Origin of the sequence: Citrobacter sp. Cpo045 (assembly GCF_030332875.1) — a bacterium.
Classification (GTDB): domain Bacteria; phylum Pseudomonadota; class Gammaproteobacteria; order Enterobacterales; family Enterobacteriaceae; genus Citrobacter; species Citrobacter portucalensis.
The window spans coordinates 1-5,195 of sequence record NZ_JAOWGZ010000045.1 but is presented as its reverse complement, the minus strand read 5'-3'; the positions used below and the strand labels follow the sequence as shown (position 1 = coordinate 5,195).

Sequence of the window (5,195 nt, the reverse complement as noted above, 5' to 3'; positions counted from 1 at the left end):
CTGGTAAGCAGAGTTTTTGAAATGTAAGGCCTTTGAATAAGACAAAAGGCTGCCTCATCGCTAACTTTGCAACAGTGCCGCGCGACGAGCAGCAGCACCAGGAGCAGAAGCACGTCGAGAAAAAGCAACAGCAGATCGAGCAGCGCCCACGGCGGGCCGCTCGCATCGGATAAGTCGAAAAATCCGGCTAAAGTGGCCGAGCTGCACATCAGGCCGCGCGGTTTTCCTCCCTGATCGCCGGCGCGGTTTCTTCCTCCCTGAACCGCATGCAGACTTGCCGCCTCGGACACCCCGAGGCGGTTTTTTTTCGCCTCGCTCGAGCATCGCCGCATCCGACGATGCCGAGACGACCAGGCCGCGCACGTCGAGCTGCAGCATCGCCATTGCCGACGATGGCACCAGGTCGCCGGCGGTGGCCACCGACCTCGAGCTCGCATCGCCACATCCGACGATGCGCGCCGGCGTCGACCATCGCCAGGTCTGACGATGGCGGCCGCCCTGCCCTGGATCTCGCATCGCCATTTCTGGCGATGAGATCCACGGAGCGGCCATTTAGACCCGCCAATAACGACCCGGCCAAGATAAATCGCATGACGGCCTTTTTGGCCGGGGGTAGCATGACCGGACACTTTGCGTATGCCCAAAGGAGCCCGCAAGTATGCGCAGGACGAAGCCAGTAGCCGCGCCGATGGTGGCGCGGGTCTATCTGCGCGTCAGCACCGACGCGCAGGACTTGGAACGCCAAGAGGCGATCACTACGGCCGCGAAGGCCGCCGGCTACTACGTCGCCGGCATCTACCGTGAGAAGGCATCCGGCGCACGCGCCGACCGGCCTGAGCTGCTGCGCATGATCGGCGACCTACAGCCCGGCGAGGTGGTCATTGCCGAGAAGATCGACCGCATCAGCCGCCTACCTTTGCCCGAGGCCGAGCGCCTGGTGGCCTCGATACAGGCCAAAGGCGCAAGCCTGGCCGTCCCTGGCGTGGTCGATCTATCCGACCTGGCGGCCGAGGCCCAGGGCGTCGCCAAGATCGTGCTGGAAGCCGTGCAGATCATGCTTTTTCGCCTGGCCTTGCAGATGGCCCGCGACGACTACGAGGACAGGCGCGAACGCCAGCGCCAAGGCATTGAGTTGGCCCGCCAGGCCGGGCGGTACAAGGGCCGCCGTGCTGATCCGAAGCGCCGCGCCCAAGTTGTCGCGCTGCGCAAGTCCGGCTACAGCATCAACAAGACCGCCGAGCTGGCCGGGTACAGTGCGGCCCAGGTGAAACGGATATGGGCCGAGGTCAGCCAGGCCGAAGCGAAGCAGCACGGCGCGTTCGTGGAGGACGCATTGACGGAAGCCGATGCCCTGGCCGCTGTCGGCCAGGATGAGCGCCAGGAGGAAAGGGCATGAAGAAGCCGAACCAAGACGACGAGCCGTTTTTCATCACCGAGGAGATTGCGGCCGAAATGATCGCCGGCGGCTATGAGTTCGAGCTGCCGCCCATTCCTTGCACCATCCGCCTACGCGACGTGCTGGAGCGCATGACCGATGCTGAGCTAGCATTGCAGCCGGGCGAGATCGCCGACCAGGAGCGTGAACGCTGCCGGCGCAAGCCGTGTTCAACCTCATGATCTGGTCATGGTATTTTCCATGGCACTGAGCCTGATAGTTCTTGCAAATTGTTGTCACTAAAGGGTTTTGTGTGCTTGTTTACAATCGAGTGGGAGTGACGGGCACTGGCTGGCAATGTCTAGCAACGGCAGGCATTTCGGCTGAGGGTAAAAGAACTTTCCGCTAAGCGATAGACTGTATGTAAACACAGTATTGCAAGGACGCGGAACATGCCTCATGTGGCGGCCAGGACGGCCAGCCGGGATCGGGATACTGGTCGTTACCAGAGCCACCGACCCGAGCAAACCCTTCTCTATCAGATCGTTGACGAGTATTACCCGGCATTCGCTGCGCTTATGGCAGAGCAGGGAAAGGAATTGCCGGGCTATGTGCAACGGGAATTTGAAGAATTTCTCCAATGCGGGCGGCTGGAGCATGGCTTTCTACGGGTTCGCTGCGAGTCTTGCCACGCCGAGCACCTGGTCGCTTTCAGCTGTAAGCGTCGCGGTTTCTGCCCGAGCTGTGGGGCGCGGCGGATGGCCGAAAGTGCCGCCTTGCTGGTTGATGAAGTACTGCCTGAACAACCCATGCGTCAGTGGGTGTTGAGCTTCCCGTTTCAGCTGCGTTTCCTGTTTGCCAGCCGGCCCGAGATCATGGGGTGGGTGCTGGGCATCGTTTACCGCGTCATTGCCACGCACCTGGTCAAGAAAGCGGGCCATACCCACCAAGTGGCCAAGACGGGCGCGGTCACCCTGATCCAGCGTTTTGGATCGGCGCTCAATCTGAATGTTCACTTCCACATGCTGTTTCTCGACGGTGTGTATGTCGAGCAATCCCACGGCTCAGCGCGTTTCCGCTGGGTCAAGGCGCCGACCAGCCCAGAGCTCACCCAGCTGACGCACACCATCGCCCACCGGGTGGGTCGCTATCTGGAACGGCAAGGCCTGCTGGAACGGGATGTCGAAAACAGCTATCTGGCCTCGGATGCGGTGGATGACGACCCGATGACACCCCTGCTGGGGCACTCGATCACTTACCGTATCGCTGTCGGTTCACAGGCGGGGCGAAAGGTGTTCACTTTGCAAACTCTGCCGACCAGTGGTGATCCGTTCGGTGACGGGATTGGCAAGGTAGCCGGGTCCAGCCTGCACGCCGGCGTGGCGGCCAGGGCCGATGAACGCAAGAAGCTCGAACGGCTGTGCCGGTACATCAGCCGCCCGGCGGTATCCGAGAAGCGGCTGTCGTTAACACGAGGCGGCAACGTGCGCTACCAGCTCAAGACGCCGTACCGGGACGGCACCACGCACGTCATTTTCGAACCATTGGATTTCATTGCAAGGCTGGCCGCCCTGGTACCGAAGCCCAGAGTCAACCTAACCCGCTTCCACGGGGTGTTCGCACCCAACAGTCGGCACCGGGCGTTGGTCACGCCGGCAAAACGGGGCAGGGGCAACAAGGTCAGGGTGGCTGATGAACCGGCAACACCAGCACAACGGCGAGCGTCGATGACATGGGCGCAACGGCTCAAGCGTGTTTTCAATATCGACATCGAGACCTGCAGCGGCTGCGGCGGCGCCATGAAAGTCATCGCCTGCATTGAAGACCCTATAGTGATCAAGCAGATCCTTGATCACCTGAAGCACAAAGCCGAAACCAGCGGGACCAGGGCGTTACCCGAAAGCCGGGCGCCACCGGCTGAGCTGCTCCTGGGTCTGTTTGACTGACGAGCCTGAAGGCCAACGATACCAATCAAAATGCTGCGTTCACAGCGCCGCGGCAGGGATCCGCCGTGCTGGTTGTCGGAAAAGGAGCCGCTAGTGGGAAAGAGGAGGGTAAATTTTCAGCGTTGCTGGCTCCCCGTCAGCCGGATTGGGTTGCATCGCAGGGGTGTCGAAAGAGTCAACTGCGGTCCAAAGCTGTTGGACTTGGGTGAAAAGGGCGTTTATTCTTCCTATACGTTGTCGGCAGCGGGCCAAAAAGGAATACGTCCATGCCCATCGAGGTGAAACCGGCTGTGAGCGCGGGTTCAAGCATATAGCCCGACAGGCGCGTATCCTTGCCGATCACGACACGATGGCGGTGGTCACCGCGACGAAAGACACGGCCAGCCGCCATGCCGACGCGCAAGGCGGTTTCCGCCGTCATCGCGCCTTCGTTGGCTTTGCCACGAATACCGTCTGTGCCGAAATATTTGCGCACCATAAGGTCGATTATCCTGTCGTCGGGTCGCCCTCAAAGGGGACATGCCTGCTGAACCGCGAATATAGAGAAATATCCCGAATGTGCAGTTAACGAATTCTTGCGGTTTCTTTCAGCGCCGCCAATACCGCCAGCCCGTCGCGCAAGGGGCGCGGCTCGTGTGTGCGGATGAAGTCAGCTCCACCTGCGGCGGCGGCAAGCTCTGCAGCGAGTGTCGCGGCCCCGACATCCCCCGGACCACGGCCTGTGAGCGCGCGCAGAAAGGATTTGCGCGAAACAGACAGAAGCACCGGCAAATCGAAGCGCAGCCGCAATTCATCGAACCGCGCCAGCACCGAGAGCGAGGTTTCGGGAGCAGCCCCCAGAAAAAACCCCATGCCGGGATCAAGGACAAGGCGGTTGCGTTTGATACCGGCACCCGTCAGCGCCGCGATGCGCGCGTCAAAGAACGCCGCAATGTGATCCATGATGTCGCCAGCGGGTGCCTCGCGCCGATCTGCCTGCCCGTCTTGCACCGAATGCATAACGACGAGTTTGGCAGATGATTTCGCCAATTGCGGATAGAACGCAGCGTCTGGAAAACCGCGAATATCATTGAGATAGGCCACACCACGCGACAAGGCATAGGCTTGCGTCGCGGGTTGATAACTGTCGAGCGAGACGGGAATGCCATCTGCCTTGAGCGCGTCCAGCACCGGCGCGATACGCGCGATTTCTGTGTCGGACGAAACAGGCGCGGCGTCGGGATTGCTGGATGCCGGACCGAGGTCGATCACATCTGCCCCCTCGGCCATCAGCTTACGCGCCTGCGCAATGGCTGCGTCTGGCGCCAGATACCGGCCTCCATCGGAGAAACTGTCCGAGGTTATGTTGACGATGCCGAAAATGATGAGCGATTTATTCATGGGGGCTTCTATAATAATAATAATCGAGCATGAGTCTCATACGGATGCTCGGGTCGAAAGGGAATCCCCAGGCGAGTAACCTGTTTGCGGTGATCCATTAGCTGCAGGAGCAGAATAGCATACATCTGGAAGCAAAGCCAGGAAAGCGGCCTATGGAGCTGTGCGGCAGCGCTCAGTAGGCAATTTTTCAAAATATTGTTAAGCCTTTTCTGAGCATGGTATTTTTCATGGTATTACCAATTAGCAGGAAAATAAGCCATTGAATATAAAAGATAAAAATGTCTTGTTTACAATAGAGTGGGTATCGGAGACGAAGAAGGACAAGGTACATGCTGACCGATACCAAGCTGCGCAATCTCAAGCCCAGGGACAAACTCTACAAAGTGAATGACCGGGAAGGTCTCTATGTGGGGGTCGCCTCAGAAAACGGAATCTATGGTCACTCCCGTTTTTGCAACACCGATTTTGACGACAAGTTGGCTTGCTTGAATCTA

Annotated in this window: 6 protein-coding genes and 1 pseudogene; 4 read left to right on the top strand and 3 right to left on the bottom strand. The window is 59.4% G+C overall.

Annotated features, from left to right (window positions below):
- Positions 1-332: hypothetical protein (locus tag OGY13_RS00945; RefSeq protein ID WP_170868628.1), on the bottom strand; the 332-nt coding region annotated here is incomplete at its 3' end.
- A gap of 326 nt (positions 333-658) precedes the next feature.
- Here OGY13_RS00945 and OGY13_RS00940 point away from each other — a divergent pair.
- The 3 genes from OGY13_RS00940 to OGY13_RS00930 all read left to right on the top strand — a co-directional run bounded on the left by OGY13_RS00940 (position 659) and on the right by OGY13_RS00930 (position 3,321).
- A complete protein-coding gene (locus OGY13_RS00940; protein WP_001446887.1) occupies positions 659-1,396 on the top strand; it encodes a recombinase family protein in 738 nt (245 codons plus the stop codon).
- The gene (locus OGY13_RS00935; protein WP_000743213.1) at positions 1,393-1,617 is read left to right on the top strand and encodes a hypothetical protein; all 225 of its coding nucleotides are present in this window, start codon (positions 1,393-1,395) and stop codon (positions 1,615-1,617) included. The genes OGY13_RS00940 and OGY13_RS00935 overlap by 4 nt, the downstream gene beginning before the upstream one ends.
- Positions 1,618-1,827: 210 nt before the next feature.
- Positions 1,828-3,321, top strand: a complete 1,494-nt coding sequence (locus OGY13_RS00930; RefSeq protein ID WP_001120888.1) for an IS91-like element ISCR2 family transposase — start codon at positions 1,828-1,830, stop codon at positions 3,319-3,321.
- 175 nt (positions 3,322-3,496) lie between these two features.
- Here the strand turns inward: OGY13_RS00930 and OGY13_RS00925 are convergent, their stop codons facing one another.
- Together OGY13_RS00925 and sul2 are read right to left on the bottom strand one after the other, a co-directional pair.
- Positions 3,497-3,799 carry a phosphoglucosamine mutase gene (locus tag OGY13_RS00925; RefSeq protein WP_000251875.1) on the bottom strand — a complete coding sequence of 101 codons (303 nt, stop codon included), beginning with the start codon at positions 3,797-3,799 and terminating at the stop codon, positions 3,497-3,499.
- A gap of 86 nt (positions 3,800-3,885) precedes the next feature.
- Positions 3,886-4,701: a sulfonamide-resistant dihydropteroate synthase Sul2 gene (gene sul2 / locus OGY13_RS00920; protein ID WP_001043260.1), complete on the bottom strand. Its 816-nt coding sequence runs from the start codon at positions 4,699-4,701 to the stop codon at positions 3,886-3,888.
- Between the two features lie 329 nt (positions 4,702-5,030).
- Here sul2 and OGY13_RS25090 point away from each other — a divergent pair.
- Positions 5,031-5,195 (top strand): annotated as a pseudogene (locus tag OGY13_RS25090) (Arm DNA-binding domain-containing protein); the annotation flags it as partial.

Excerpts from the sequence above, each read along its gene's own strand:
- OGY13_RS00940 (WP_001446887.1), top strand. The coding sequence starts at position 659 with ATGCGCAGGACGAAGCCAGTAGCCGCGCCGATGGTGGCGCGGGTCTAT.
- OGY13_RS00925 (WP_000251875.1), bottom strand. The coding sequence starts at position 3,799 with ATGGTGCGCAAATATTTCGGCACAGACGGTATTCGTGGCAAAGCCAAC.
- sul2 (WP_001043260.1), bottom strand. The coding sequence starts at position 4,701 with ATGAATAAATCGCTCATCATTTTCGGCATCGTCAACATAACCTCGGAC.
- OGY13_RS00935 (WP_000743213.1), top strand. The coding sequence starts at position 1,393 with ATGAAGAAGCCGAACCAAGACGACGAGCCGTTTTTCATCACCGAGGAG.
- OGY13_RS00930 (WP_001120888.1), top strand. The coding sequence starts at position 1,828 with ATGCCTCATGTGGCGGCCAGGACGGCCAGCCGGGATCGGGATACTGGT.